The 24,167-nt window shown below is 70.8% G+C and carries 22 protein-coding genes and 2 tRNA genes; 12 read left to right on the top strand and 12 right to left on the bottom strand.

Annotation, left to right across the window (positions count from 1 at the left end; all coding sequences use genetic code 11):
* Positions 1–60 precede the first annotated feature (60 nt).
* Together hutH and AC3EO4_RS36535 are read right to left on the bottom strand one after the other, a co-directional pair.
* Positions 61–1,611, bottom strand: coding sequence for a histidine ammonia-lyase (hutH, locus tag AC3EO4_RS36530; protein WP_379571769.1), 1,551 nt, complete (start codon positions 1,609–1,611; stop codon positions 61–63).
* 217 nt (positions 1,612–1,828) lie between these two features.
* Positions 1,829–2,587 (bottom strand): class I SAM-dependent methyltransferase, encoded by a 759-nt coding sequence (locus tag AC3EO4_RS36535; RefSeq protein WP_431900015.1) that lies wholly within the window; start codon positions 2,585–2,587, stop codon positions 1,829–1,831.
* 72 nt (positions 2,588–2,659) lie between these two features.
* Here AC3EO4_RS36535 and AC3EO4_RS36540 point away from each other — a divergent pair, with 72 nt between their 5' ends.
* From AC3EO4_RS36540 to AC3EO4_RS36550, 3 genes are all read left to right on the top strand, one after another.
* Positions 2,660–3,229, top strand: a complete 570-nt coding sequence (locus AC3EO4_RS36540) for a CGNR zinc finger domain-containing protein (protein ID WP_379571773.1) — start codon at positions 2,660–2,662, stop codon at positions 3,227–3,229.
* A 164-nt stretch (positions 3,230–3,393) separates the two neighbouring features.
* Positions 3,394–3,465: transfer RNA gene (locus AC3EO4_RS36545), tRNA-Gly, on the top strand.
* 9 nt (positions 3,466–3,474) lie between these two features.
* A tRNA-Val gene (locus AC3EO4_RS36550) sits at positions 3,475–3,549 on the top strand.
* 55 nt (positions 3,550–3,604) lie between these two features.
* On the opposite strand, the gene AC3EO4_RS36555 is transcribed toward AC3EO4_RS36550, so the two are convergent.
* Entirely contained in the window at positions 3,605–3,739 is a 135-nt protein-coding gene (locus AC3EO4_RS36555) for a hypothetical protein (protein ID WP_379571775.1), read from the bottom strand.
* Between the two features lie 269 nt (positions 3,740–4,008).
* Between AC3EO4_RS36555 and AC3EO4_RS36560 the strand changes: the two genes are divergently transcribed.
* Positions 4,009–4,896 carry an NAD-dependent epimerase/dehydratase family protein gene (locus AC3EO4_RS36560; RefSeq protein WP_379571777.1) on the top strand — a complete coding sequence of 296 codons (888 nt, stop codon included), beginning with the start codon at positions 4,009–4,011 and terminating at the stop codon, positions 4,894–4,896.
* Positions 4,897–4,911: 15 nt separating this feature from the next.
* On the opposite strand, the gene AC3EO4_RS36565 is transcribed toward AC3EO4_RS36560, so the two are convergent.
* The 5 genes from AC3EO4_RS36565 to rhaI form a co-directional block, all read right to left on the bottom strand.
* Complete coding sequence (locus tag AC3EO4_RS36565; RefSeq protein ID WP_379571779.1) at positions 4,912–5,421, bottom strand: pyridoxamine 5'-phosphate oxidase family protein; 510 nt, start codon at positions 5,419–5,421, stop codon at positions 4,912–4,914.
* 12 nt (positions 5,422–5,433) lie between these two features.
* Positions 5,434–5,910, bottom strand: coding sequence for a nucleoside deaminase (locus AC3EO4_RS36570; protein ID WP_431900019.1), 477 nt, complete (start codon positions 5,908–5,910; stop codon positions 5,434–5,436).
* A gap of 83 nt (positions 5,911–5,993) precedes the next feature.
* Positions 5,994–6,884: an SMP-30/gluconolactonase/LRE family protein gene (locus AC3EO4_RS36575; RefSeq protein WP_431900021.1), complete on the bottom strand. Its 891-nt coding sequence runs from the start codon at positions 6,882–6,884 to the stop codon at positions 5,994–5,996.
* Between the two features lie 267 nt (positions 6,885–7,151).
* Positions 7,152–9,416 carry a bifunctional rhamnulose-1-phosphate aldolase/short-chain dehydrogenase gene (gene rhaD / locus AC3EO4_RS36580; protein ID WP_431900023.1) on the bottom strand — a complete coding sequence of 755 codons (2,265 nt, stop codon included), beginning with the start codon at positions 9,414–9,416 and terminating at the stop codon, positions 7,152–7,154.
* Between the two features lie 144 nt (positions 9,417–9,560).
* Entirely contained in the window at positions 9,561–10,706 is a 1,146-nt protein-coding gene (rhaI, locus tag AC3EO4_RS36585) for an L-rhamnose isomerase (RefSeq protein ID WP_431900025.1), read from the bottom strand.
* A gap of 99 nt (positions 10,707–10,805) precedes the next feature.
* On the opposite strand from rhaI, the gene AC3EO4_RS36590 reads away from it, so the two are divergent.
* The 6 genes from AC3EO4_RS36590 (at position 10,806) to AC3EO4_RS36615 (ending at position 17,000) form a co-directional block, all read left to right on the top strand.
* Positions 10,806–12,161: a rhamnulokinase gene (locus tag AC3EO4_RS36590; RefSeq protein WP_431900027.1), complete on the top strand. Its 1,356-nt coding sequence runs from the start codon at positions 10,806–10,808 to the stop codon at positions 12,159–12,161.
* The gene (locus tag AC3EO4_RS36595) at positions 12,154–13,155 is read left to right on the top strand and encodes a LacI family DNA-binding transcriptional regulator (protein WP_431900029.1); all 1,002 of its coding nucleotides are present in this window, start codon (positions 12,154–12,156) and stop codon (positions 13,153–13,155) included. The genes AC3EO4_RS36590 and AC3EO4_RS36595 overlap by 8 nt, the downstream gene beginning before the upstream one ends.
* 18 nt (positions 13,156–13,173) lie before the next feature.
* Entirely contained in the window at positions 13,174–13,707 is a 534-nt protein-coding gene (locus AC3EO4_RS36600) for a hypothetical protein (protein ID WP_379571789.1), read from the top strand.
* Between the two features lie 80 nt (positions 13,708–13,787).
* Positions 13,788–14,474 (top strand): type 1 glutamine amidotransferase, encoded by a 687-nt coding sequence (locus AC3EO4_RS36605; protein ID WP_431900031.1) that lies wholly within the window; start codon positions 13,788–13,790, stop codon positions 14,472–14,474.
* 65 nt (positions 14,475–14,539) lie between these two features.
* Positions 14,540–16,027, top strand: coding sequence for a M1 family metallopeptidase (locus AC3EO4_RS36610; RefSeq protein WP_431900033.1), 1,488 nt, complete (start codon positions 14,540–14,542; stop codon positions 16,025–16,027).
* Positions 16,028–16,124: 97 nt separating this feature from the next.
* Positions 16,125–17,000, top strand: a complete 876-nt coding sequence (locus AC3EO4_RS36615; RefSeq protein ID WP_431900034.1) for an SGNH/GDSL hydrolase family protein — start codon at positions 16,125–16,127, stop codon at positions 16,998–17,000.
* Here AC3EO4_RS36615 and AC3EO4_RS36620 read toward each other — a convergent pair.
* The 3 genes from AC3EO4_RS36620 to AC3EO4_RS36630 all read right to left on the bottom strand — a co-directional run bounded on the left by AC3EO4_RS36620 (position 16,997) and on the right by AC3EO4_RS36630 (position 20,751).
* On the bottom strand, positions 16,997–17,728 hold the full coding sequence (locus AC3EO4_RS36620) for a sulfite exporter TauE/SafE family protein (RefSeq protein ID WP_431900036.1): 732 nt from the start codon (positions 17,726–17,728) through the stop codon (positions 16,997–16,999). The genes AC3EO4_RS36615 and AC3EO4_RS36620 overlap by 4 nt on opposite strands.
* A 32-nt stretch (positions 17,729–17,760) precedes the next feature.
* Positions 17,761–19,068, bottom strand: a complete 1,308-nt coding sequence (locus AC3EO4_RS36625) for an ABC1 kinase family protein (protein ID WP_431900038.1) — start codon at positions 19,066–19,068, stop codon at positions 17,761–17,763.
* Between the two features lie 99 nt (positions 19,069–19,167).
* A complete protein-coding gene (locus tag AC3EO4_RS36630; protein WP_431900040.1) occupies positions 19,168–20,751 on the bottom strand; it encodes an AMP-binding protein in 1,584 nt (527 codons plus the stop codon).
* Between the two features lie 84 nt (positions 20,752–20,835).
* Here AC3EO4_RS36630 and AC3EO4_RS36635 point away from each other — a divergent pair, with 84 nt between their 5' ends.
* Entirely contained in the window at positions 20,836–21,651 is an 816-nt protein-coding gene (locus tag AC3EO4_RS36635; RefSeq protein ID WP_379571803.1) for a helix-turn-helix transcriptional regulator, read from the top strand.
* Between the two features lie 18 nt (positions 21,652–21,669).
* A complete protein-coding gene (locus tag AC3EO4_RS36640) occupies positions 21,670–22,563 on the top strand; it encodes a hypothetical protein (protein WP_431900041.1) in 894 nt (297 codons plus the stop codon).
* 310 nt (positions 22,564–22,873) lie between these two features.
* Here AC3EO4_RS36640 and AC3EO4_RS36645 read toward each other — a convergent pair whose 3' ends face one another.
* The gene (locus AC3EO4_RS36645) at positions 22,874–24,163 is read right to left on the bottom strand and encodes an FAD-dependent oxidoreductase (protein WP_431900043.1); all 1,290 of its coding nucleotides are present in this window, start codon (positions 24,161–24,163) and stop codon (positions 22,874–22,876) included.
* Positions 24,164–24,167: the final 4 nt, after the last annotated feature.

The raw sequence follows: 24,167 nt of genomic DNA on the forward strand, positions 1-24,167 counted from the left end.
CGCGGGCCCGCCACGCGCCGAGGGCGGGCTGCCGGGTGCCTGCCGTACAGGCCGCGGCTCCTACGCCAGGGGGCCGGTGACCGACTCGGCGGCCGAGACGACGGCGCCGTCGGCCACCAGGCGCACGACGGACTCGATCTCGGGCGCCAGGAACCTGTCGGGGCCTGGGCCCGGCACGCTCTCGCGAAGCGCCCTGACCACCGCGCCGGTCGCGGGGGCCGGCTCGAGCGGGGCGCGCAGGTCGATCGCGCGGGCGGCGGTGAGCACTTCCACGGCCAGCACCCGCGTCAGCCCGTCGACCGAGCGACGCAGCTTGCGGGCGGCCGACCAGCCCATGGACACGTGGTCCTCCTGCATGGCCGAGCTGGGAATCGAGTCGACGCTGGCGGGGGCGGCCAGGCGCTTCATCTCCGAGACGACGGCCGCCTGGGTGTACTGGGCGATCATGTGGCCCGAGTCGACGCCGGGGTCGTCGGCGAGGAAGGCGGGCAGGCCGTGGTTGCGGGCCACGTCGAGGAAGCGGTCGGTCCTGCGCTCGGACATCGAGGCGACGTCGGCGGCGACGATCGCCAGGAAGTCGAGGACGTAGGCGACAGGCGCGCCGTGGAAGTTGCCGTTGGACTCCACGCGACCGTCGGCCAGGACGGCGGGGTTGTCGACGGCGGAGGCCAGCTCCCACGTGGCGACGTTCGCGGCGTGGGCGACGGTGTCGCGGGCGGCTCCCGCGACCTGCGGCGCGCAGCGCAGGGAGTAGGCGTCCTGGACGCGGGTGCAGGCGCTCGGGTCGCGGTGGCTCTCCATGATGCCGGAGTCCTTCAGGACGCGGACCATGTTCGCCGCCGCCAGCGCCTGGCCGGGCTGGGGGCGCAGGGCCTGCAGCTCGGGGGCGAAGACGCGGTCGGTGCCGAGCAGCGCCTCCACGCTCATGGCGGCGCTGATGTCGGCGGTCTTGAGCAGCCTGGTCAGGTCGTCGATGGCGAGGATCAGCATGCCGAGCATGCCGTCCGTGCCGTTGATCAGGGCCAGGCCCTCCTTGGCCGCCAGCTCGACGGGCTCGATGCCGGCCTGCTTGAGCGCCTCGGCGCTCGGCCCGACCTTTCCTGACCTGTCCCTGACGACGCCCTCGCCCATCAAGGTCAGGGCGACATGGGCGAGCGGCGCGAGGTCTCCCGAACAGCCCAGGCTGCCGTATTCGTGGACGACAGGGGTGATGTGCGCGTTCAGGAGGGCGGCCATGGTCTTGGCGGTCGTCGGACGGATGCCGGTGTGCCCCGTGGCGAGCGTGTGCAGGCGCAGCAGCATCAGCGCGCGCACCACCTCCGTCTCGACCTCGGGCCCGCTGCCCGCCGCGTGCGAGCGCACCAGCGAGCGCTGCAGCTGGGCGCGCAGCTCGGGGTCGATGTGCCGGGTGGCGAGCGCGCCGAAACCGGTCGAGACGCCATAGGCGGGGGTCGGGCTCTCGGCGAGCTCGTCCACCCGCTGGCGGGCGGCGGAGATCGCGGCGATGGCGTCGTCCGTGAGCTGGACGGGGGCACCGTGTCGGGCCACTCGGATCACGTCGGTGAAGGTCAGCGGCTCAGGCCCGACGTTCACGACTTCGTTGTCGCGCATTTTGCACTCTCTCGCTCAGGTAACCGGCGTATGTGATGTTAGCTCCTTACAGGACATGGCCCCCGCTATGCCTCTCATGCCCCACTCGGGAACGAATCACCACAACGGAGCCAGCGGGACGGGCCTGGTCGGCGAGGAGCCCGCCGACGGCCGCGAAACGGGCCGCGCGAGCACCGGCTTGCGCGGCCACGTCTCGGCGCCGACCCAGGGGGACGGTCTAGACACCGGCCACCGCGCACAGCAGGCGGTTGTTGCCGCGCTGCCACAGGGTGCCGATCTCGGCGAATCCGGCGCCGCGCAGGGCCTCGACATGCGTCGAGAGCAGATTGGACTCCGAGCCGCTGTGCGCGGCACCCGCCGTGCTGCGGGCGGTGTTGAGCGCCGACAGGGCGGGGTCGGCGGCCACCGCCTCCCACCACTGCCCCCAACCCTCCGGGCGGTCGCCGGCGAAGAACCGCTCGGTCTCCATGTCGTGTACGGCGCGCTCGAGCCGGGCGATGGACGGCGTGGCGTCGTCGGAGTCCAGGTGGTCACCGTTGAGCAGCAGCCCGCCAGGCCTCAGCACCGAGGCGAGCTCGCCGTACATGACAGCCAGTTCGGGCGCGGAGAGCCAGTGCAGCGCGGTGGTGCTCACCGCGGCGTCCACCTGCCTGTCGAGGCCCAACTCCCTGCTCCAGCCGGGGGTGCGCAGGTCGAGCGAGACGAAGTCCAGATGGGGATAGGCGGCGCGGCCCAGGCCGAGCAGCAGCGGATCGGCGTCGACGGGGATCACCGTGGCCTTCGGCAGGCGCTCCACCAATCGGGCCGACAGCGAGCCAGGGCCGCATCCCAGGTCGATGACGAGCGGGTCGGGACGCCCGATCGCCTCCACGGCGTCGATCAGCGCGGTGAAACGCTCCTCGCGGTCGGGCAGGTAGCCCTCCTGCTGGCGGTCCCAGCGCGCGATCCATTCCTTGGCGGCATCGTTGGTAAGCACGAAGATCTCCTTGTGACCGTCGTTTACAATTTCGGCAGTCACAACGTAGAGCGCAAAGGTGTAACTGGTCAAGTGGAATTCAACAGTCACAACGATGGAGTGGTGCGGGTCGCCGTGGGCCTGGTCAACGCCCTGACGCCCGGCGAGCGGCGGGGCCGGACCTATGTCCTGCCCTCCGACCTGCCGGCGGCGGCCACCGAAGGCCTGCGCGCCGGCTATCCGCGCCACAGGGAGGCAGGCGAGACGGAGGCGACCGAGCTGGCCGCCGTCGCGGAACGGCTGCGCACGGTGTTCGAGGCGGTGGACGCCGACGACATCGACTCGGCGGCCCATCAGATCAACCGGCTGCTCGACGAGACCGACGCCCGCCCGCACCTCAACCGCCATGATGGGGAGCCGTGGCACCTGCACTTCCACGGGCCCGGCGGCACCATGGCGGGCGACTGGGCGGCCAGCTGCGCGACGTCGCTGGCGATCGTGCTGGGCAGCGAGTTCCACGATCGGCTCGGAGTGTGCACGGCGCCGCACTGCGACCGCGTCTACGTGGACGTCTCCCGCAACGGCACCCGCCGGTTCTGCTCCACCGCCTGCCAGAACCGGGTGAAGACCGCCGCCTTCCGCGCCCGCGCCAAGACCCCGTGAGCGGTGGCCTGCCCAGGCCGGGCGCGGGACCGCACGAGGCTGTCGTGGTCCGGCGCCGCCGTGTCGGCCTGACGCACGGGCCCGTCTCGCCGCCGAGGCGCTCGGTTTGGGGACTGGGCAAGGATTCGGTACAGTTCTCTTCGTCGTCGCGAACAAGCGGCAACGCGGAAGTGGCTCAGTGGTAGAGCATCACCTTGCCAAGGTGAGGGTCGCGGGTTCGAATCCCGTCTTCCGCTCGGACCCGAGGACGATTAGCTCAGCGGGAGAGCGCTTCCCTGACACGGAAGAGGTCACTGGTTCAATCCCAGTATCGTCCACCACACTCCACCCCAGGCCTTCTGGCCTGGGGTTTTGTTTTGTCGTGCGGCGCTCCCCTCACCTGAGCGGCGGGTAGACGTGGTCACCGCGATGCTCGGGCGGGAGGACGCAGCGCCGGTCACCGTCGGTGCCGGGGCACCGTTCGGCGTCCTCGCGCATCGGGAGCCGTTCTGGGGTTTCGTCGCTCATCATCGCCCTCTGCTGGGAAGAGGGTCAAAAGTATCCACTGCCGCCGGGCCGGTCCAGATGTTACTCACGGTAATGATCGGCCGCGGCTCGGCATGGACGACGGCTACGCCGACCTGGTCAGCCGCTCGCTCGGCGTCGGCACCCGGTACCCGGTACCCGCTGAACCGGGGCGCCGCGCTCCTCGCTACGATCCCTGTCGCCGTCATCGTCGCGGTGTTGCAGCGCTGCTTCTTCGGGGGTGCCGGCGAAGGAGCGGAGAAGGGGTGAGTCGCATGCGGGTTCTTCTCGCCGGAGCCAACGGCGCCATCGGTCGCCTGTTGGTTCCGATGCTGCTGGAGGCGGGACACGAGGTGGTCGGCACCTCCAGGTCTGACGCCGGCCTCGCCGCGATCACCGCCGCAGGGGCCGACGCCGTACGGCTGGACGTCTTCGACCGCGAGTCCACGCTTCGCGCGCTCGCCGCCGCCCGGCCCGAGGCGGTGATCCATCAGCTGACCGCGCTGGGCGAGCGCCGGTTCGACGAGAACGCGCGGATCAGGCGCGAAGGAACCCGCAACCTGGTCGACGGTGCGCTGAAGGCGGGCGTCGGCCGGATCGTCGCCCAGTCGATCTCGTGGGTCTACGCGGCGGGAGACAAGCCCGCGACAGAGGACGAGCCGCTGGACCTGGCGCGCGAAGGGCTGGTCGGGCCCGCGATGGCGCTGGAGTCCGCGGCGGCGGAGATCGAACGGCACGTCGTGCTCCGGTACGGGCTGCTGTACGGGCCTGGGACCTGGTACTTCCCCGGCGAGTGGGCGGCCGACCAGCTCCGGGAGGGACAGCTGAAGGCCGGGGCGGCGGTCAGCTCGTTCGTGCACGTGGCGGACGCCGCGCGGGCGGCGCTGCTGGCGCTCGAGTGGCCCGACGGAGTCGTGAACGTCGTCGACGACGAGCCCGCACCGGCGCGGGAGTGGGTGCCCGTGCTGGCGTCCGCGCTCGGCGAACCGGCGCCGCCGGTCACGACCGGCCCTTCTGAAATCCCTCCGGCGGGCGCGGGGGCTGCGGTGGGACGGGAGGGCTGGGAGCGCGGAGCTTCCAACGCGAAGGCCCGCGCCCTGGGCTGGACACCCGCCTGGCCCACATGGCGGACGGGTTTCCCCGCCCTCGCCGCCGAGTCCTGATCGGAGACCCGGCGGTCAGAACCGCCAGCGGGTCTGGCCGTACTCGCCTTCCCTGGCGAATCCGAAGCCACGCTCGGGCGCGACGCCGAACACCAGCGCCCTGCCCGCCTCGTGGGTGAAGGCTCCGTCCTCGACGTCGAAATGCCAGTCGTGGCCGTACTTCGCCTCGTACGCCTCGGCCAGGCGACCCAGCCTGGCCTCGTCCTCCACCAGCACCGCCGTACCCTCGACCACCACGTCCACCCCCGTCGTCAAGGAGTTGGCGCCGGTCGTCAGCACGCATCGGGCGTCGGCCTCCAGGTTCCTGGCCTTCTGCTCGGTCGGCCCCGTGCAGAAGTGCAGCGCGCCGTCCTGCCAGATCCCGATCAGCGGAGTGACGTGGGGGCTGCCGTCCCGTCGTATCGTCGTCAGCCAGTAGATCTCCGCCGCCTCCAGGATGCCGCGCGCCTCACGCCAGCTCGTCGGAGTGGCCTTGTCGCTGCTGAACCGGGCGTCGAGCTCGGTCACGGGCTCTTTGTCTGCCATACCTTCGGCATATCACCTCCCCGCCGAACGGCGCACGAGGCCACGCACGACCTCCTCCAGCTCCGCGGCGGGACCCTCCACCGCGATGCCGGGGACCACCTGCCGGATCGGCAGCGGACTGACCGGCGAGGCGGGCAGGCCCAGCTCGGCCCGCCACTCGGCGAACTGGGCGGACGAGGCGGCGTACACGATCCGCCCCAGCCCCACCCAGCCGTGCGCGGCCGAGCACATCGGGCAGTGCTCGCCCGAGGTGTACAGCGTCGTGCCGGCCCGTTCCTCCACGGGCAGGTTCGCCGCCGCCCACTTGGCCAGGTCGATCTCGGGATGGCGGGTGGCGTCGGACTCCGACGTCTCCCGGTTGCGGTCCTCGGCCAGGACGGTGCCGTCCGCGGCCACCAGCACCGAACCGAACGGGTCGTCGCCCGCCTCCAGTGCCTCGGCGGCCAACTCCACGCAGCGGCGCAGATGCCGCAGGTCGATCTCGTTCACCTGGCCATGCTAGGCGGACGGCTCCCTCGACCGGCCGCCCCTCGCGTGACCGCCATGCCGCCCGGCCCCGCGGGCGACGAGCTCTACGGACGGACGGCCACCGCCGAGTAGGTCGTGTCCGGAGTGGGCGGGGTGGAGAAGCGGGCGTTGGGCAGGTAGAGGCGGTCGCCGTCGCGCGCCACGGTGGCGGGGATGTCGAAGCGCGGGTCGGTGATCCGCTTGATGACGCGTCCCTTGGAGCCGTCGGCGGTCAGCCGTACGACGGCGATGGCGTTCAGCCGGTTCTGGACCACGTAGAGCGTCCGGCCCTCCAGCAGCAGGCCGTCGCCGTTGGCCACCGACTCGCCACCCAGGTCGACCTCGGTGGTCGCGCCGGTGTCCGCGTTCACCTTGAACAGCTTGCCGGTGTTGGACTGCACGATCAGCAGGGAACGGCGGTCGGGAGTGGTGGTGATGCCGTTCGCGTTGATGCCGGTGCCGTACCGGATGGCGCCCGTCAGCGGGAGCCTGGTCACCTCGCCGCGCAGGTCCGCCGGGACCTTGTAGAGAACGGGATTGGTCGAGTCGGTGAACCAGGCCGCGTCCCAGGCGAGGAACACGTCGTTGACGAGCGAGGGCGCGGTGGCGAGCGTAAACGACTTGAGCACCGCACCCGTACGCGAGTCGACCACGCGGGCGTCTCCACCGAGGCCGCCCGCCACGAACAACCGGCCCCTGCGGTCGACCTTGATCCCGAGGGACGCCGTACCGGGCCCCTTGCTGATCACACGGCCTTCGCCGGTGCGCAGATCGGCCCGGTAGATGTCGCCGGTGGCGCGGGAGCCGAAGTAGGCCGCGTGACGCGAGCCGATCGCGATGCCCTCAGGCTGGAACCCGTTGGGCAGGGCGATGGTGTCGGGCCGAATGGCGACGGCCTGGGCGGGGGTGGCGACGAGGAGGGCGCAAACGGCTGTCATCAGGATCGCTGCTCTCATGCCGCTCACGATTCCTTCCGGTACGGCACGGCAGAAGGCCCAAACCACCGCGCCCCTGGGAAGCTCGGGAAGACGATGCGGACTCTGGCAAGTCGCTGCCCTCCGCGGGCACCTTGGGGAACCGACCGGGGCCGGTCGGATCTCGCCGTCCAACCGGCCCCGGACACCTGTGATGCGCTTGCACGGACACATGCGAAGCCTGCCCGCAACCCCTTGTGCCCGTGAGCCCTTGAGCCCCTTTCAGCGCGTGAGCTCTTGTGAAGCGGGTCAGCGCAGGAAGGCGGCGGCCACACCCGCGTCGACGGGAACGTGCATGCCGGTGGTGAGCGACAGGTCCCCGCCGGTCAGGGCGAACACCGCCGCCGCGATGTGCTCGGGGAGGACCTCCCGCTTCAGCAACGTCCGCTGCGCGTAGAACTCGCCGAGCTTCTCCTCCTCCACTCCGTACACCGCCGCGCGGTTGGCACCCCATCCGGAGGCGAAGATGCCCGAGCCTCTGACGACACCGTCGGGGTTGATCCCGTTGACGCGGATGCCGTGCGGTCCGAGCTCGGCCGCCAGCAGGCGGACCTGGTGCGCCTGGTCCGCCTTGGCCGCCCCGTACGCGACGTTGTTCGGACCGGCGAAGACGGCGTTCTTGGAGGAGATGTAGATGATGTCCCCTCCCATGTCCTGCAGAAGGAGCACCCTGGCGGCCTCGCGCGAGACCAGGAACGAGCCCCTGGCCATGACATCGTGCTGGAGGTCCCAGTCGTCGAGGGTGGTTTCCAGGAGGGAGCGCGACAGGGACAGGCCCGCGTTGTTCACGATCAGGTCGACACCGCCGAAGGCGAGCACCGCCTGCCGTACGGACTCGACGACCTGTTCCTCCGAGGTGACGTCCACCCCCACGGCCACCGCCACATCCGCCGGGCGAGGCCCACGCCCGCCGACGCCGCCCGCCGGTTTCCCTGGGGTGCCGTCGTCGGGATCGCGAACCGACGCGCCGGATGCGGCGGCGGACGGACGGGGAGCGGGGGCCGTGGCCGGTGCGGCGGCGGATGGGTGAACGGATCCGACACCGGGATCGCGAACCGACGCGGCGGATGCGGCGGCGGACGGACGGGGAGCGGGGGCCGTGGCCGGTGCGGCGGCGGGTGGGTGAACGGATCCGTTGTTGAGTTCGGCGGCGATCCGTTCGGCGGCGGGCAGGTCGCGGTCGGCGACGACGACGCAGGCGCCCTCGGCGGCGAGGCGGCGGGCGGTGGCGGCGCCGATGCCGGAGCCGCCGCCGGTGACCAGCGCGATGCGTCCGGCCAGCGGCTTGGGCTTGGGCAGACGGCGGAGCTTGGCCTCCTCGAGCTCCCAGTACTCGATGCGGAACTTCTCCGACTCGGGGATCGGCGCGTAGGTGGATACGGCCTCGGCGCCGCGCATCACGTTGATCGCGTTGACGTAGAACTCGCCTGCGACCCGGGCGGTCTGCTTGTCCTTGCCGAACGAGAACATGCCGACGCCAGGGACCAGCACGATCGCCGGGTCCGCGCCGCGCATCGGCGGTGAGGTGTGTACGGCATGCCGTTGGTAGTAGGCGGCATAGTGGCTGCGGTATTCGGTATGCAGGATGCGGAGACGGGCGGCGACCTCGTCCAACGGCGCGTTCGGCGGCAGGTCCAGGACCAGTGGAGACACCTTGGTCCGCAGGAAGTGGTCGGGGCAGGAGGTGCCCAGGGCGGCCAGGCGGGGGTGTTCGGCTCGGGAGAGGAACTCCAGGACCGCTGGACTGTCGGTGTAGTGGCCCACCTGGCACGCGTCGGTCGAGCACAGCCCGCGGATCAGCGGGAACAGGGCGGCGGCGCGCTCCCTTCGCTCGGTGTCGGGCAGCGGGGAGTGGATCACCGGGCCGAAGGGGTCGGGCTTGCCGTGCTCTTCGATGTACTGCTGGGCGGTGCGGATGATCTCCAGGGAGTTCGCCTGGCACTCCTCGCTCGTCTCGCCCCACGCGGTGATGCCGTGGCCGCCGAGCACGCAGCCGATGGCCTGTGGGTTGGCCTCTTTCAGCGCGGCGATGTCGAGGCCGAGCTGGAAGCCCGGCCGCCGCCACGGCACCCACAGCACGCGGTCGCCGAAGATCCGCGCGGTCAGCTCGGCTCCGTCGGCCGCGGTGGCGAGGGCGATGCCGGAGTCGGGATGCAGGTGGTCGACGTGGGCGGCTGCGACGAGGCCGTGCATGGCGGTGTCGATGGACGGCGCGGCGCCGCCCTTGCCGTGCAGGCAGAAGTCGAAGGCGGCGACCATCGCGTCCTCGCGCTCGACGCCGGGGTAGACGTCGACGAGCGCGCGGAGCCGGTCCAGGCGGAGGACGGCCAGACCGCCCTCGGTGAGGGTACCGAGATCGCCGCCCGATCCCTTCACCCACATGAGCTCGACGTCACCGCCGGTCACGGGGTCGCGCCGCACGCCCTTCGCTGAGGCGTTGCCGCCGGCGAAGTTGGTGTTGCGCGGGTCCGAGCCGAGGGCGTGGGCCCGGTCGAGCAGCTCGGTAACCGTCATCAGGTCTCTCCCTTGGGTGTGTGCTGCTGGGTGGGTGTGAACGTGGTGCGTGCCTCGACGCGGCGCCCAGCCGCCCGGCCGGTGGGATGCGGCTCCCGACGAGAGGAGGGATACCGGGCCGGCGGGCGTGGTGGGCGTGCGGGATCAGGCGCCCCAGCCCGCCTGGGCGCCGCCGACACGTTCGGCGGCGATCTTCTCGAAGTAGCCCGATCTCGCGTAGGCCGCCATCGGGTCGGGGTCCAGGCCTGTCTCCGCCCGCAGCTCGCCCAGCAACGGCCGCACGTCGGTGTTGTAGGCGTCCATCAGGACCGCGTTCGCGCCGAGGACGTCGCCTTCGCGCTGGGCGGCGGCCAGCGCGTCCCGGTCCACGAGGAGCGCCTTCGCCGTGGCCTCCTGGACGTTCATGACCGACCGGATCTGTCCGGGGATCTTCGGTTCGATGTTGTGGCACTGGTCGAGCATGAACGCGACCTGCGGGCCGTATCCTCCCCCGCGGATCACCTCGAACATGATCCGGAAGAGCTGGAACGGGTCGGCGGCCCCCACCATCAGGTCGTCGTCGGCGTAGAAGCGGGAGTTGAAGTCGAACCCTCCGAGCTTCCCTTCGCGCAGCAGGAACGCCACGATGAACTCGATGTTCGTGCCCGGCGCGTGGTGTCCGGTGTCGACGACGACCTGCGCCTTGTCGCCGAGCCTGAGGCAGTGGGCGTAGGCGGTGCCCCAGTCGGGCACGTCGGTGACGTAGAAGGCGGGCTCGAACAGCTTGTACTCCAGCAGGAGCCGCTGCCCCTCCCCCAGCCGCTCGTAGACCCGTTCCAGCGCGAAGGCGAGCCGGTCCTGGCGCTCGCGGATGTCGTCCTGGCCCGGGTAGTTGGTGCCGTCGGAGAACCACAGCTTGAGCGTCGCGGACCCGGCGGCGTCCATGATGTCGACGCATTCGAGCAGGTGGTCGAGGGCTTTGCGGCGGACGGCGGGGTCGGGGTGGGTGACGCTGCCGAGCTTGTAGTCGTCGTCCTGGAACACGTTGGAGTTGATCGCGCCGATGCCGACGCCGAGCGAGTGGGCGTGGCGGGCGAGGTCCGCGTAGGAGTCGACCCTGTCCCACGGGATGTGCAGCGCCACGGTCGGCGCGATGCCGGTGAAGGCGTGCACCTGGGCGGCGTCCGACAGTTTCTCGTAGGGGTCGCGCGGCACCCCCCGCTGAGCGAACACCTTGAACCTGGTGCCGGAGTTGCCGTACGCCCACGAGGGCGTCTCGATGTGCTGCCGCCTGAGCAGGTCCTTGACCATGAGACTCCAAACCGAAACGTTTTAACGCAACCTAGGCCGACCAGAACGGATACGTCAACGAGAGTGCCCGCAAAGCGGTTTGTACGTTTTAATCACACCATGCGATTCACAGCTGTCGACCTCGGTGCCTCCAGCGGCCGGGTCATGCGCGCCGAGGTCACGGCCGACCGGGTGGAACTCGTCGAGGTGCACCGCTTCCCCAACCGTCCCGTCACCGTCGCGGGCACCCTCCACTGGGACATCCTCGCCCTCTACCAGGACATGCTCGAAGGGCTGCGGAAGGCAGGCGAGGCCGACTCGATCGGCATCGACTCGTGGGCGGTCGACTACGGCCTGCTCGACGACCGGGGCGGGCTCATCGGCAACCCCGTCCACTACAGGGACGCGCGCACCGCCCGCTACACCGAGCGCCTCGGCGCCGACGGCTACCAGGTGAACGGCCTGCAGTTCCTGCCGTTCAACACGCTCTACCAACTGCTCGAGAGCCGCCTCGACCACGCCGAGACGCTGCTCATGATCCCGGACCTGCTGACCTACTGGCTGACGGGGGTCAAGGGCGCCGAGCTGACCAACGCCTCCACGACCGGCCTGTTCGACGTCAGAGGCAGGGACTGGGCGCGGCCGCTGGTCGCCGAGCTCGGGCTGCCGATGCGCATATTTCCGGAAATATCAGTGCCGGGGACCGTCGTGGGCCCGCTGACCGCGGACGTCGGGCGCGAGGTCGGGCACGGCGGCGTCGTCACGCGGGTGGCCTCCCACGACACCGCCTCGGCCGTCGTCGCCGTGCCCGCGCAGACCCCCGGCTTCGCCTACATCTCCTGCGGCACCTGGTCGCTGGTCGGCGTCGAGCTGGACGAGCCCGTGCTGACCGGCGACAGCATGGCCGCCAACTTCACCAACGAGGCGGGCGTGGACGGCACCATCCGCTACCTGCGCAACGTCATGGGCCTGTGGATCCTGCAGGAGTGCATGCGCGTGTGGGGCGAGAGCGACCTGGACGGCCTGCTGCGGGCCGCCGCGCTGGCCGAGCCGTACCGGATGGTGATCGATCCCGACGATCCCGGCTTCCTGCCGCCGGGTGACATGCCCGCGCGCATCGACGCCTACTGCGCGCGCACGGGGCAGCCCTCGCCTGGGAGCAGGGCGCAGGCCGTACGATGCATCCTGGAAAGCCTCGCCCTCGCCTATCGCAGAGCCGTCGGCGACGCCGCGCGGCTGAGCGGACGGGAGATCGAGGTCGTGCACATCGTCGGAGGCGGCGCCCGCAACGCGCTGCTGTGCCAGCTGACGGCCGACGCCACGGGCCTGCCCGTGGTGGCGGGCCCGGTGGAGGCCGCGGCCCTGGGCAACGTCCTGGTGCAGGCCCGCGCCATGGGGCTGGCCGCCGACCCGCGCGAGCTAGTACGGCGCAGCCAGCCGCTGCGCACCTACCACCCTGGAGGCGGGCTTGGCTGAGACTGTCAGCATCAAGGAGGTCGCCGCCAGGGCAGGGGTGTCGCCTGGCACGGTGTCGAACGTCCTCAACCGCCCCGAGAAGGTCGCGGGCTCCACGCGCAGCAGGGTCGAGCAGGTGATCCGCGAGCTGGGCTTCGTCCGCCACGGTTCGGCCTCGACGCTGAGGGCGGGCCACAGCCGCACGATCGGCCTGTCGGTGATCGACATCGGCAACCCCTTCTTCACCGACGTGGCCGCGGGGGTCGAGGACCTGGCCAGCGAGCGCGGCTACGCGGTGATCCTCGGCAACTCCTCGGGCAGCAGGTCGAAGGAGGAGCGCAACCTGCTCGTCTTCGCCGAGCAGCGGGTTCGCGGCGTGCTCATCACGCCGTCCGACGACGACTCGCGCCGCCTCGAACGGCTGCGCTCACGCGGCATCAGCGTGGTGCTCGTCGACCATCCGGCCGAGCGGCCCGACCAGTGCGCTGTGTCGGTCAACGACGTGATGGGCGGCTCGATGGCGGCCACCCACCTGCTGGAGGGCGGCGCCGAGCGGCTGGTCTACGTCGCGGGCCCCGCCACGATGCGGCAGTGCAGGGAGCGGCGCGAGGGGGCGGAACGAGCGCTCGCCGCCGCCGGGCGCGACCCCGCCGAGCTGCGCGTGACGGAGATGCCGGCGATGACCGCGAAGGCCGGGCAGCAGGCCGCCGAGCAGCTCATGGCCGACCTGCCCGACGCGGTCTTCTGCGCCAACGACCTGCTCGCGCTCGGCCTGCTGCGCGGCCTGCTGCAGGCGGGTGTGCGGGTGCCCGAGCAGGTGTCGCTGATCGGCTACGACGACATCGACTTCGCCGCCGCCTCCACCGTGTCGCTCAGCTCGATCAGGCAGCCGACGTACCAGCTCGGCAGGGTCGCCACGGAGCTGCTCATGGACGAGTGCGACAACCCCGAGACGCACGCCCACCAGCAGATCATGTTCCAGCCCGAGCTGGTGGTCAGGGAATCCACCCGGTGACGTTCTAGACTTCCCGTCATGTCCAACGCTGTCCGCCATGTCCTCGGAGTGGTCGCTGGGCTGCTCCTGACCCCTTTGCTGGCCGTCGCCCTGGCCTACGGAACCGGCCAGATCGTCTTCGCCCTGAGGATGTTCACCATGCCGTGGCCGGGAGCTCTGGCTCTCGCGGCGTGCGCGATCGCTCTGGGGTTCCTCGCAGGTTCGCGCCTGTCCCCCGTCGCCTCTCTGCTGCCCGGCCTGACGTACACGCTTGCGGGACTGATGATGATCATCGTCGAGCTGTACCCGGCCAACCTGATGGAGCTGTTGCCGGCCACGCTCAGGGTCGGCTTCGACACCCTCGGCCAGGTGGGGCTGATGTTCGTGCTGGGCGTGCTGCTGCTGACCGCCTCGGCCTTCCCCTCCCGGTGGCGCGCGGCCAGGCCGCGGCCGGGCGTGCCGCCTGCCCCGTACGGCCCGCCGCCCCAGCAGCCGCCGTCCTACCCGTCGGCGTTCACCCCCTACCAGCCACCGGACCAGGGCGACGACCAGACCCGGCCCCTGCCTCGCTGAGAGACCCGCGCGAGCGGTTGGATGTCCACCCTGATACGCCGGCGAGCACGGTCTCGACCGGATGAGAGAGGCCTACGACGATGCGTGAAGTCCTGATCGTGCAGAACGCCGCCAGTGGAGGCCCCAGGAGGGTGGGCGACTGGCTGGCCGAGGACGGTCTCGGGCTGGAGGTCGTACGGGCCTTCGAGGGAGCCGAGGTGCCCGCCCGCCTGGGCGAGCGCGCGCTGCTCGTGCTGGGCGGCGGCTACCTGCCCTCTGACGACGTCAGGGCGCCGTGGCTGCCCGCGATCAGGGAGCTGGTGGGTCAGGCGATCGACGGCGGCAGGCCGTACCTGGGGATCTGCCTGGGCGGGCAGATGCTCGCCGAGGTCGCGGGCGGGCTGGTGAAGGCCGACGCGGGCGAGCCGGAGAACGGCAGCGTCCCGATCACCCTGCGTCCCGAGGCGGCCGCCGACCCGCTCTTCCACGGGCTGCCCGAGGTCGTCACCGCGATCGAGCACCACAAGGACGCGGTCGTCGAGCTTGCTGAGGAGGCCGTCTGGCTGGCGCAGACGGAGGCCTGCCCCTACCAGGCCTTCAGGGTGGGCGCGACGGCGTGGGGCGTGCAGTTCCATCCTGAGGTGGGGCCCGGACGGATCATGGAGTGGGACGACAGGGGCTTCGACCTGGCCGCATTGCACAGGCAGGCGCTGCTCGACGAGCCGGCCGCCGTCCCGGTCTGGAGGGAGGTCTCACGACGTTTCGCCGGGGTGGCCCGAATGTCGTAGACGAGGTGGCGGCGCTCGGTTAATTTGCGATGATGCGATCAATCCGATCACGCACCCTCATCGCCATGAGCACGGCCGCGGCGCTCTTCCTCGCCACACCCGCGGCGGCCACGGACAAGGGCCCGGGTGCTCCGGGCATCGGAGACTCCTACTTTCCCAACCACGGCAACGGCGGCTACGACGCCAGGCACTACCGCCTGAACCTCTCCTACCAGCCGGGCACCGACCTGCTGCAGGGGAAGGCCACGATCCTGGCCAGTGCCACCCAGCACCTGACCCGCTTCAACCTCGACTTCCTGCTCAAGGTCGACAGCGTCAAGGTCAACGGCAGGCCGGCCACCTTCGCCAGGTCCGGCCTGCACGAGCTGGAGATCACCCCTGCCCACACGCTGACCCGCGGCACGCCGTTCGTCGTCGAGGTGACCTACGCCGACACCCCGTCCAAGGTGCCGGTGCCCGACGAGACAGGCGGCTTCACCCCGTGGATCGCCACGGCCGACGGCGCTCTCGCGCTGGGCCAGCCGCAGGTGGCGTGGTGGTGGTTCCCCAGCAACGACCACCCGCTGGACAAGGCGACCTACGACATCTCGATCAGCGTGCCCCAGGGCACGCAGGCCGTCAGCAACGGCATCAAGACCAGGGAACGGACGTCGAACGGCCGGACGACCTCCACGTGGGTGATGGACAAGCCGATGGCCACCTACCTGGCCACGCTGTTCATCGGCCAGCTCGACGTGCGCACGGGCCGCTCCTCGTCCGGTCTGCCGGTCACCACCTCCTACAGCAAGAACCTGGGCCGCTACGACGCGGCGGCCAAGGAGTCGGTGGAGCAGACGCCGCAGATCGTCGACTGGCTCGCCGGCCAGGTCGGCCGCTACCCGTTCCACTCGATGGGCGGCTCGGTCACCAGCGCGCTGCCAGGGTTCGCGCTGGAGACGCAGACGCAGCCGGTCTACGACCCTCGCTTCTTCTCCAGCGGCCCCGACACCTACGTGGTCGTGCACGAGAACGCCCACCAGTGGTTCGGCGACAGCATCGCGGTGAAGGACTGGAAGCACATCTGGCTCAACGAGGGCTTCGCCACCTACGCCGAGTGGATGTGGTCGGAGAAGCTGGGCGAGGGCACGGCCGCCGAGGTGGCCGACTTCTTCTACAACGACCTTCCGGCCGATGACCCGTTCTGGCAGGTCAAGCCGGGCGATCCCGGCATGGCCGACCTCTTCCACAACGCCACCTACTACCGCGGCGGCATGGCGCTGCAGGCGCTGCGCACCGAGGTCGGCGACGCGGCCTTCTTCTCCATCATCAGGGCGTGGGTCCGCAGCAAGGAGCACGGCAACGCCGAGACCTCCGAGTTCGTGGCGCTGGCCGAGCGGATCTCGGGCAAGCAACTGGACGCGCTGTTCGACACCTGGCTGTTCACACCGGGCAAGCCGGCCACCTCGCCGACCGGCGCGGCGGTCGCCGCCAAGACCAGTTCCGCGGTGGCCGAACCGCCGTCGATCGCCAAGATCAAGAAGATGCATGAGCTGCTGAAGGAGCACAAGCCCTGACCCTGCGAAGTCGGTACGGCACGCGTCTGCCGTACCGACTCCCATGACTTGGTGAAATCGGCTGCGCACGCGGAGTGACGCTCCCCACAATGACCGCGTGCTGGCTTCCCTGATCCTTTTCGCCGGTCTGCTGACCGCGCCCACCCAGGCCTACCAGGAGTACGTCGCGCTCGGCGACTCGTGGAGCGCCGACGTCTCCGTCCTCCACATCACCGACGAGCACGCGCCCCGTGGCTGCGCGCAGAGCACCTACAACTATCCGAAGCAGGTCGCCGCCGCGCTCAGGGTGCCCGTCTTCCGTGACGCGACCTGCGGTGGGGCGACGACCGCCAACATGACGGCCGCGCAGGACGTCAACCACGTCAAGAGGCTGTTCGACGGCGTGAACCCACCGCAGTTCGACCGGCTGAGCGCGAGCACCGACCTGGTGACGCTGGGCATCGGCGGCAACGACGCGCGGCTCGCCTCGGCGGCGGCCGACTGCCTCAACCTGCTGCCCGCCCCGCTCGGCAGGTCGTGCAGGCGCACGTGGGTCAGCGGCGGCGTCGACCGCATGTCCCAGGCCATCCTCGCGACCGAGCCCAAGGTGGCCGCGGTGGTCGACGGGATCAGGCAGCGCTCCCCGCGGGCCCGCGTCCTGCTCGTCGACTACCTGGCCGGACTGCCGCAGGAGGGCGGCTGCTATCCGTACGTCCAAGCCGCCGACCGCGACCTCGAATGGCTCGGCGACAAGCTGGAGGAGCTCAACGCGATGCTGGCGAGGGTGGCGGTGGCCAAGGGCGTCGAGCTGGTCGACACCTACAGCACCAGCATCGGCCACGACGTGTGCAAGCGTCCGGGTGTCAAGTGGGTGGAGGGCTACCTGCCGCTGTCGACCGACCCGATCGGGCCCGCGATCCCCCTGCATCCGAACCGGCGGGGCGCCGACCACCAGGCTCTCAGGGTCCTCGACACGCTGGAGCCCGCGCGCTAGGCGAACGCGTCGAGGCCGAGCTTGACGGCCACCGCCAGCCCGCAAGCCGCCGCGAGGTAGCGCAGCGACCTGCCGGGCAGGCGGCGGGCGAGGGAGGGGCCGAGCCGGCCACCAATCAGGAATCCGGCGGCCAGCGGCGCGACCGCCCACCACGCCACGGGCCCGAACAGCGCGAACCCCACGGCCGCCACGCAGTTGGCCAGCCCCGAGACGACGTTCTTGACCGCGTTCACTCTGGCGGGCGCCTGGTCCATGATCGCGGTGAGCACGGCGAACATGAGAATGCCGCCCGCGGCGCCGAAGTAGCCGATGTAGACGGCGACCGCGAACAGCGCGACCCGCGTGAGCCTGCTGTGGTTGCCGCCCGGCCGCATGCCGGGCGGGCGGATGAGCAGAACGGAGGCGATCGCGATCAGGAAGGGTGCGATCGTCTCGAACGTCCGCGAGGGCGTGATCAGCAGGAGCAGCGCGCCCGCGGCGCCGCCGAGGGCGGTGATCCAGCCCAGGCGCAGGACGAGGGGGCCCTGCCCCTGAAGCTCGGGTCTCGACCCGGCCGCCGCTCCGATGCCGGTGAAGACCAGGGCCACGGTGTTGGTCACATTGGCGGCCAGCGGGTTCAGGCCGAAGGCGAGCAGCGCGGGATAGGAGACGATCGAGGCCAGGCTGACCACGGTACTGACCACGCCGGCCACGACGCCGACCGTGAGCAGGCCGAGGACTTCGAGCATCACGACATGCTAAGACCTACCGGAAATGTCGCTTAGGCCGGGTCGGCGAAGCCGGGGATCCAGCGCTCGGCCTCGGCCCGGAAGCGGGCCCTGGCCGCCAGCTGCGACAGGATGCCGTAGCCCGCGGTGAGCACGCGGAAGCTCACCACGTAGTCGGGCGGCACGTTGAGCATCCGGAAGACGCTCGATCCGTCGCTGAACATGTACAGGCCGCGCTGGCGCATCCAGTCGCGGGTGAAGGCGAACTCCTGCGCGGCGATCGGCTCGGCGTACGGTGCGACGAACGCGGCCAGTGCGTCCATGTCGACCTCGACGCCCTCCCGGATCACACCCTCGCCCCTGAACACCGCGGCCACGCCCTCGATGTCGCCGGCCGCTCCGCAGCGCAGCAGCGGCCCGATCGCCGCCGGGTGCCCGCCGGGCAGCCGCTTGACGGCGCCGAAGTCGAGCACGCCGAGCCGTCCGTCCTCGGTGACCTTGAAGTTGCCGGGGTGGGGGTCGCCGTGCAGCAGGCCGCAGCGGGTCGGCGAGGAGAACGAGAAGCGAACCAGCAGCAGCGCGGCCCTGTCGCGCTCCTCCTGCGTGCCTTCCTCGATCACCCTGGACAGCGGAATGCCGTCCAGCCACTCGGTGACGATCACATGCTCGGAGGCGGCGACCACCGCAGGGATCGCGAAGTCCGGGTCGCCGGCGTACTCCTCGGCGAAGGCGTGCCATGCCTCGGCCTCCAGGCCGTAGTCGAGCTCCTCCTCCACCCGTTCCTGGAGCTCCTGGACGAACGCCTTCACGTCGAGCCCGGGCAGCAGCACGCCGAACAGCTTGGCGACCCTGCCGACCTGTCGGAGGTCGGTGCGCAGCGCCCTGGCCGCGCCGGGGTACTGCACCTTGACCGCGACGCGCCTGCCGTCGGCCCAGACCGCGCGGTGAACCTGCCCGATCGAGGCCGAGGCGGCGGGGAGGTCGTCGAAGGAGGCGAAGTACTCGCGCCAGCCGTCCCCGAAGTCCTGCGCGAGCACTCGGTGCACGGTGGCCGCCGGCATGGGAGGGGCGGAGTCCTGCAATCTGGTGAGCGCCGCCCGATAGGGCTCGACGATCGCGGGCGGCAGGGCCGACTCCAGCACCGACAGCAGCTGCCCCATCTTCATGGCGCCGCCCTTGAGCTCGCCGAGCACCTTGAAGATCTGCTCGGCGGTGCGCAGCTGCACCTCGGTCGCGATCAGCTCGGCGGGTCTGCCGAGCGCGCGCTTTCCCAGGCCCAGCGCGGTACGGCCCGCGTATCCGAGGGGGAGCGTGGCGAGCTTGGCGGTTCGCGTCACCGCCAGACGGGGAAGGTCGGCCATGTCATCATTTTTTGGACAGTTTTCTAATAAGGCAACGTGATGGTGGCCACACACGTCCATGGTTCCGTGCAGGGGCGAGGCAGGGGCTGCACGGCATGGTCACCGCAGGTCGAGCAGGTCGATCGCGCGCTCGCGCATCTCGACCTTCCTGATCTTGCCGGTCACCGTCATCGGGAAGGAGTCGACGACGTGCACGTAGCGCGGGATCTTGTAGTGGGCGATCTCCCCCGCGCAGAACTCCCTGACCACCTGCGCCGTCAGCGGCTCCGCGCCCTCGCGCATGACGACCCAGGCCATCAACTCCTCGCCGTACTTCTCGTCGGGCACGCCGACGACCTGGACGTCGGCGATGTCGGGATGGCGGTAGAGGAACTCCTCGATCTCGCGAGGGTAGATGTTCTCCCCTCCCCTGATCACCATGTCCTTGATGCGGCCGACCACGTTCACGTAGCCGTCGTCGTCCATGGTGGCCAGATCGCCCGTGTGCATCCATCGGGCCGAGTCGATCGCCTCGGCCGTCTTGCCCGGTTCCTCCCAGTAGCCGAGCATGACCGAGTAGCCGCGGGTGCACAGCTCTCCAGGCTCGCCCCTCGGCACCGTCTGGCCGGTCTCCGGGTGCACGATCTTGACCTCGACGTGCGGCATCACCCTGCCGACCGTTTCCGTGCGGCGCTCCAGGCCGTCATCGGCCCTGGTCATGGTGGACACGGGGGAGGTCTCGGTCATGCCGTAGCAGATGGCGACCTCGGTCATGTGCATCTCGCCGACGACGCGCTTCATGACCTCGACCGGGCACGGCGAGCCGGCCATGATGCCGGTGCGCAGGCTGGACAGGTCGAACCCGCCGGCCATGGCGAGCTCGGCGATGAACATCGTCGGCACGCCGTACAGGCTGGTGCAGCGCTCCTGCTCGACGGCGCGCAGGGTGGCCTCGGGGTCGAAGCCCGCGGCGGGGATGACCACGCACGCCCCGTGGGAGGTGGCGCCGAGGTTGCCCATCACCATGCCGAAGCAGTGGTAGAACGGCACCGGCAGGCAGACCCTGTCGTGCTCGGTGTAGTGGATCAGCTCGCCGACGAAGTAGCCGTTGTTGAGGATGTTGTGGTGCGACAGCGTCGCGCCCTTGGGGAAGCCCGTCGTGCCCGAGGTGTACTGGATGTTGATGGGGTCGTCGGGCGACAGCTCGACCTCCGCGAGGCGCTCGGCGGGGGCCCGCTCGGCGAGCAGGGCGTCCCAGCTGTCCTCGCCGAGGTAGACGACCTCGTCGAAGCCGATCTCCTCGATCATCTTCCGGTAGTCGCTGGTCTTGTGGGAGACGGCGCTGATCAGTAGCCGCATGCCCGACTGCCTGACGACGTACTCCAGCTCGTGGCCTCGGTAGGCGGGGTTGACGTTGACGAGGATCGCGCCGATCTTCGCCGTGGCGTACTGCGTGAACACCCACTCGGCGCAGTTGGGGGCCCAGATGCCCACCCTGTCGCCCTTGGCGATCCCCCTGGCCAGCAGCGACCTGGCCAGCCCGTCCACCTGCTCGTTGAGCTCGGTGTAGGTCCACCGCCTGCCCGTCGGCACGTCGACGAGCGCCTCCCTGCCTCCGAAACGGCTGACCGTGCGCTCGAGGTTCTGCCCGATCGTCTCGCCGAGCAGCGGCGTGTCCGCGACGGCGCTGGAGTAGGACTGCATGCTCACAGTCTGCGACCGTGCCCCCGGCCGTACCACCCCCGAACAGGGGTGGTACGGCGGGCTCGCCGGTGGTTGGATCGGGACATGCTCGAGCAGGTGGACGCGCTCCAGCAGGCGCTCAGCATTTTGCAGCGCTCGGCGGGCGTGCAGGTGGCCTTCGGCGGGATGGTCGGGGATCGGCGCCACATCAGGATGTCGCAGCTGCGCGGCACGCGCACGAACGCGCTGCACGGGCTGGCCGTGAACGCGGGCGCGGGGCTCGGTGGCAAGGTGCTCTCGCTGGCCAGGCCGGCGGCGGTCGGCGACTACGCGACGGCGACCGACATCACCCACGAGTACGACCGGCCCGTCCTCGCCGAGTCGCTGCGCTCGGTGCTGGCCGTGCCCGTCGTCGTGAACTCCGTGGTGCGGGCGGTGCTCTACGGCGCGATCAGGGAGCCGCTCGCCTTCGGCGACAGGGTGCTGCTCGTGGCCATGCGGGTGGGCGGCGAGCTGGCGACCGAGCTGGCCGTACGCGACGAGGTGACCAGGCGGCTCGCCCTGGCCGAACGCGCCGGGGCGGCGCCGGGCCAGGAGGACCTGCGCGAGGCCAACGCCGAGCTGCGCGCGATCGCCCAGGAGGTCGCCGAGCCCGAGCTGCGCGAGCGGCTGCTGTCGGTGTGCGCGCGGCTGTCCGGAGACGGCCGGAGCGCCACCCCCTTTCCGGTACGGCTGTCGCCGCGCGAGCTCGACGTGCTGGCGTGGGTCGGGCTCGGCTGCGGCAACGCCGAGATCGCCAGGAGGCTGGGGCTGCTACCAGAGACGGTCAAGAGCTACCTGCGCGGGGCGATGCGCAAGCTCGGCACCCACAACAGGCACGAGACCGTGGTGGCCGCCCGACGGCTGGGCCTGCTGCCGTAGCTCTGGCATGATCGCCGCGTGACCGACATGGATCAGGTGCCGGCGGAGTTCATCGAGGGCCTGCGCGGGCACATCGCCGAGCTGGACGCCCTGGGCGTGCGGCACCTCGTCGGCCCAGGCGAGATGCGGGTGCCGTACGCGCCGCCGGCCGCCTACGGGATCGACCTCCCGGTCCTGGCGGTGGCGGTCGGCAACCTCTGGATGCCCGAGACGCTGCCGCGGGGGCGGGAGTGGATCGCCGTCTCGCACGACGGGCAGGACCTCGTCAGCGTCGTCGAGCCCGCACCGGGGGTCGAGGAGGGAATGCGGCGGCTGTGCGACCTGTACGCCGGCACGGGGCTGCGGCGGCCGACGGTCGACCTGCTCGTGGAGTATCGGGAGCGGCTGCGGGAGCTGCTGGGCGTCGACTGCGAGCCGCATCTGACGACCTTCGCCGAAGGGTGGTATCCGATCCTGCCCTCGGAGCTGGGCGCGCTCACCGGCGACCCGTTCGAGCTGCCCGAAGGCGCGAAGCTCGTGGTCCTCGGGCCGCTGCTCGTCCTCGGGATCGGCTACGGCCACCTGGGCTCGACGCGGCTGCCCGAGCGCGAGTGGTACGCGGTGTGGCACAAGGACAGCGGCCCGCTGGTCGTGACCGCCGTCGAGCCGACGCCTGAGGCGGCGAAGGGGCTGAGGCGGCTCGCGCGGGAGTATCCGGCCAGGCGGTTCCGCGGCCACGACGTCACGCTGGACGACCGGGTCGCCTACCGCGACAGGCTGAGGGAGCTGGTGGGGGTGGAGTCGAGCGACGGCCTGGCCGCGCTGCGCACGGGACTGTGCCCCATCGACGTGAACGAGCTTCGCCGCCTGACCGCCGACGCCGTCGCAGACGAGGAACGCGGTGACGGCTGGGAGGTGTTCCTGCTCACCTGAGGGTAGGCGCCTGGCCGGGGAGAACGGGGCCGACCCGCGCGCGGGGGTCGGATGCGCGCGCGGGCGGGGGTTCAGGCGAGGGAGGCGTAGGCGCCGTCCAGGCGCATGAGCTCCTCGTGCGTGCCGATCTCCTCGATCCTCCCGTCGCGCATGACCACGATGCGGTCGGCGTTCCTGATCGTGGACAGCCGGTGAGGACGGCGAGCAGGAGCCGGGGACGGTCGTCGGTGAAGAGGTAGGCGAGCGTGCGAAGAGGGTGCTCGCCCCGATAGCGGTGATCAAGTGCGCCAACCACGCACTAAATCATGACTTATCGGGATCTCTTCCATGCGACGGCCCCCGCGATCAGCAGCCCCGCCGCCGCTGCTCCCGCCCAGCGGCGCTGGCGGGCCACCCTCCGCTCCACCTCGGCGTACGGGGTGGTGGAGAAGGAGACCAGCTCGTAGCGGGAGACGTAGCGGCCGGGGAGCACCCGTTCCAGGGCGTGCTCGACACGCTTCTGGGCGAGGAAGGCCCTGGAGCCGACCTTGTCGCGCATCTCCACGAAGTTGTCCAGCGCGAGGCGGGCGATGACGTCGGTGTCGGCCTTGCGGCGCTGGAACAGCTCCAGCGCCCTGGCGAAGTCGTCGCCCGTCTCGTCCAGGCACCTGTCGAGCTCGACGCAGTCCTGGAAGCCGCAGTTGGCGCCCTGGCCGTAGAAGGGGACGATGGCGTGGGCCGCGTCGCCGATCAGCCCGACGAGGGTGCCGTTCAGGGTCCTGTACCAGGGGTCGCAGCGCATGGTGACCAGGTGCCCGACGGGGTTGCCCGCGTAGTCGGAGGCCAGGTGCGGCATCACCTCGGCGGCGTCGGGATACTCCTTCCCGAAGTGGGCGCGCACCTTCTCCGGCGTGTCGAGCGCGGCCAGCGCGTCGTGTGGCCAGAACAGCGTGCAGGTGAACGACTTGTCGGGGTTCGGCAGCGCGATCATCATCGAACGGCCCCTCGGCCAGATGTGCAGGGCCCCAGGGTCGAAGGCGAACTCGCCCAGCTTGGGCGGGATCGTCAGCTCCTTGTAGCCGTAGTCGAGGTACTCCTGGCTGAAGTCCGTGCCCGGCATCTGCTGGAGCCTGGCCCTGACCGCGCTGTAGGCGCCGTCGGCGCCGATGACGACCTGCTGGCCCTTCTCGACGATGCCGCCCTCGAACTCCAGCGTGCCGTCCCCGATCCCGGTCAGCCGGTGCCCGAACCTGACCCGCACGCCGTCGCTCGCCTCGGCGGCGTCGAGAAGCTTGCCGTTGAGCGCGCCGCGGCTGATGGAGTTGATCGCGTGCCGCTGGTCGGAGCTGTAGGACTGGAAGGTCAGGGTGCCGTCGACGGCGTGCATCATCCTGCCGGGCATCGGGATGGCGTCCGACAGGGCCTCCTCGGCCAGGCCGAGCCTTCTCAGGGCGTCGATGCCGCGCTCGGAGATGGCCAGGTTGATCGACCTGCCACGCTCGGCTCCGCTCAGCCTGGGGTCGGGGCGGCGCTCGTACAGCGTCACCTCATGGCCTCTCCTGGCCAGAAAACAGGCCAGAAGACAGCCGACCAGGCCGGCTCCGACGATCGAGACCTCCACTGCG

Source organism: Nonomuraea sp. bgisy101 (assembly GCF_057708945.1).

What these genes read in the sequence shown, in the direction of transcription:
- rhaI (WP_431900025.1), bottom strand. Translation starts at nt 10,706, where the DNA reads ATGGTCAAGGACCTGCTCAGGCGGCAGCACATCGAGACGCCCTCGTGG.
- AC3EO4_RS36590 (WP_431900027.1), top strand. Translation starts at nt 10,806, where the DNA reads ATGCGATTCACAGCTGTCGACCTCGGTGCCTCCAGCGGCCGGGTCATG.
- AC3EO4_RS36600 (WP_379571789.1), top strand. Translation starts at nt 13,174, where the DNA reads ATGTCCAACGCTGTCCGCCATGTCCTCGGAGTGGTCGCTGGGCTGCTC.
- AC3EO4_RS36555 (WP_379571775.1), bottom strand. Translation starts at nt 3,739, where the DNA reads ATGATGAGCGACGAAACCCCAGAACGGCTCCCGATGCGCGAGGACGCC.
- AC3EO4_RS36565 (WP_379571779.1), bottom strand. Translation starts at nt 5,421, where the DNA reads ATGGCAGACAAAGAGCCCGTGACCGAGCTCGACGCCCGGTTCAGCAGC.
- AC3EO4_RS36560 (WP_379571777.1), top strand. Translation starts at nt 4,009, where the DNA reads ATGCGGGTTCTTCTCGCCGGAGCCAACGGCGCCATCGGTCGCCTGTTG.
- AC3EO4_RS36620 (WP_431900036.1), bottom strand. Translation starts at nt 17,728, where the DNA reads ATGCTCGAAGTCCTCGGCCTGCTCACGGTCGGCGTCGTGGCCGGCGTG.
- AC3EO4_RS36575 (WP_431900021.1), bottom strand. Translation starts at nt 6,884, where the DNA reads ATGAGAGCAGCGATCCTGATGACAGCCGTTTGCGCCCTCCTCGTCGCC.
- AC3EO4_RS36630 (WP_431900040.1), bottom strand. Translation starts at nt 20,751, where the DNA reads ATGCAGTCCTACTCCAGCGCCGTCGCGGACACGCCGCTGCTCGGCGAG.
- AC3EO4_RS36605 (WP_431900031.1), top strand. Translation starts at nt 13,788, where the DNA reads ATGCGTGAAGTCCTGATCGTGCAGAACGCCGCCAGTGGAGGCCCCAGG.
- rhaD (WP_431900023.1), bottom strand. Translation starts at nt 9,416, where the DNA reads ATGACGGTTACCGAGCTGCTCGACCGGGCCCACGCCCTCGGCTCGGAC.
- hutH (WP_379571769.1), bottom strand. Translation starts at nt 1,611, where the DNA reads ATGCGCGACAACGAAGTCGTGAACGTCGGGCCTGAGCCGCTGACCTTC.
- AC3EO4_RS36610 (WP_431900033.1), top strand. Translation starts at nt 14,540, where the DNA reads ATGAGCACGGCCGCGGCGCTCTTCCTCGCCACACCCGCGGCGGCCACG.
- AC3EO4_RS36625 (WP_431900038.1), bottom strand. Translation starts at nt 19,068, where the DNA reads ATGGCCGACCTTCCCCGTCTGGCGGTGACGCGAACCGCCAAGCTCGCC.
- AC3EO4_RS36635 (WP_379571803.1), top strand. Translation starts at nt 20,836, where the DNA reads ATGCTCGAGCAGGTGGACGCGCTCCAGCAGGCGCTCAGCATTTTGCAG.